2 protein-coding genes and 2 tRNA genes are annotated in these 1,935 nt (G+C 52.2%); all 4 read left to right on the forward strand.

Annotated elements, in window-relative coordinates:
• The first annotated feature begins 6 nt into the window (after positions 1-6).
• The 4 genes from ACIP1X_RS28740 to secE all read left to right on the forward strand — a co-directional run bounded on the left by ACIP1X_RS28740 (position 7) and on the right by secE (position 1,903).
• Positions 7-82 (forward strand) — tRNA-Thr (locus tag ACIP1X_RS28740).
• An 84-nt stretch (positions 83-166) separates the two neighbouring features.
• Positions 167-1,360: an elongation factor Tu gene (tuf, locus tag ACIP1X_RS28745; protein WP_400755958.1), complete on the forward strand. Its 1,194-nt coding sequence runs from the start codon at positions 167-169 to the stop codon at positions 1,358-1,360.
• Positions 1,361-1,413: 53 nt separating this feature from the next.
• A tRNA-Trp gene (locus ACIP1X_RS28750) sits at positions 1,414-1,489 on the forward strand.
• A gap of 45 nt (positions 1,490-1,534) precedes the next feature.
• Positions 1,535-1,903 (forward strand): preprotein translocase subunit SecE, encoded by a 369-nt coding sequence (gene secE / locus ACIP1X_RS28755; protein WP_400755959.1) that lies wholly within the window; start codon positions 1,535-1,537, stop codon positions 1,901-1,903.
• Positions 1,904-1,935: the final 32 nt, after the last annotated feature.

Below are 1,935 nucleotides of genomic sequence, written 5' to 3' on the forward strand. Positions count from 1 at the left end.
TGTTTCGCTCTTGTAGCTCAGTTGGTAGAGCACACCCTTGGTAAGGGTGAGGTCAGCGGTTCAAATCCGCTCAAGAGCTCCATATAACAAGGCAGATATGAAAATATCTGCCTTTGTTTTAATGGTTAATGTAGTTTGCTCAATTCTTCTGTTAAGGGTGATATCGATGGCTAAGGAAAAATTTGATCGTTCCCTGCCGCACGTCAACGTTGGGACCATTGGTCACGTTGACCACGGTAAAACCACGCTGACTGCTGCTCTGACTCGCGTTTGCTCCGAAGTTTTCGGTTCTGCAATCGTTGATTTCGACAAGATCGACAGTGCCCCAGAAGAAAAAGCGCGCGGTATCACCATCAACACCGCGCACGTTGAGTACAACTCGAAGATCCGTCACTACGCTCACGTTGACTGTCCAGGTCACGCTGACTATGTGAAGAACATGATCACCGGTGCTGCTCAGATGGATGGCGCTATTCTGGTTTGCTCGGCCGCTGATGGTCCGATGCCGCAAACTCGTGAGCACATCCTGCTGTCTCGCCAGGTAGGTGTTCCGTACATCGTGGTTTTCCTGAACAAGGCTGACCTGGTGGACGACGCTGAGCTGCTGGAACTGGTTGAGATGGAAGTTCGCGACCTGCTGTCCACCTACGACTTCCCGGGCGATGACACTCCAATCATCATCGGTTCGGCTCGTATGGCACTGGAAGGCAAAGACGACAACGAGATGGGCACTACTGCCGTCAAGAAACTGGTTGAGACTCTGGACAGCTACATCCCAGACCCAGTTCGTGTGACTGACAAGCCGTTCCTGATGCCAATCGAAGACGTATTCTCGATCTCCGGTCGCGGTACTGTTGTGACTGGTCGTATCGAGCGCGGTATCGTTCGCGTTCAAGATCCGCTGGAAATCGTTGGTCTGCGTGACACCACCGTTACTACTTGCACCGGTGTTGAAATGTTCCGCAAGCTGCTCGACGAAGGTCGTGCTGGCGAGAACTGCGGCGTTCTGCTGCGTGGCACCAAGCGTGACGACGTTGAGCGTGGTCAGGTTCTGGTTAAGCCGGGTTCGGTTAAGCCGCACACCAAGTTCACTGCAGAAGTTTACGTTCTGAGCAAAGAAGAAGGCGGTCGTCATACTCCGTTCTTTAAAGGCTACCGTCCACAGTTCTACTTCCGTACTACTGACGTGACTGGTAACTGCGAGCTGCCAGAAGGCGTTGAAATGGTAATGCCAGGTGATAACATTCAGATGACTGTTACCCTGATCAAAACCATCGCAATGGAAGACGGTCTGCGTTTCGCTATCCGTGAAGGCGGTCGTACCGTCGGCGCTGGCGTCGTAGCCAAAATCATCGAGTAAATAGTTGTAATGTCTTTTTCAGGCCGGCATAATGGTCGGCCTGATTTTGTTTTAGGTCAGTAGCTCAATTGGCAGAGCGACGGTCTCCAAAACCGTAGGTTGGGGGTTCGATTCCCTCCTGACCTGCCAGATTCACTCGGTGTGTCTGGCTTTCTTTTCACAGGATCTTCATAGATGACTCCTAAGGCTGAAGCTCAAGGCTCTCGCTTCGATCTGCTCAAGTGGCTTGTAGTAGTTGCTTTGGTGGTTGTTGGCGTTGTTGGCAATCAGTATTACTCTGCTTCGCCGATCCTGTACCGCGTGCTTGCATTGCTCGCTCTCGCTGCTGCAGCTGCCTTTGTAGGCTTGCAGACGGCCAAGGGCAAGTCTTTCTTTGTACTGGTTAAGGAGGCTCGCACCGAGATTCGTAAAGTCGTATGGCCAACTCGCCAAGAAACCACGCAGACCACGCTTATTGTGGTAGCTGTTGTTCTGGTTATGGCGTTGCTGTTGTGGGGGCTCGATTCCCTGCTCGGCTGGCTTGTTTCCTTGATTGTCGGCTAAGGGTGTCCCGTGGCTAAGCGTTGGTACGTTGT

The sequence above is a fragment of the Pseudomonas sp. NPDC088885 genome (assembly GCF_044750025.1).
Classification (GTDB): domain Bacteria; phylum Pseudomonadota; class Gammaproteobacteria; order Pseudomonadales; family Pseudomonadaceae; genus Aquipseudomonas; species Aquipseudomonas rustica.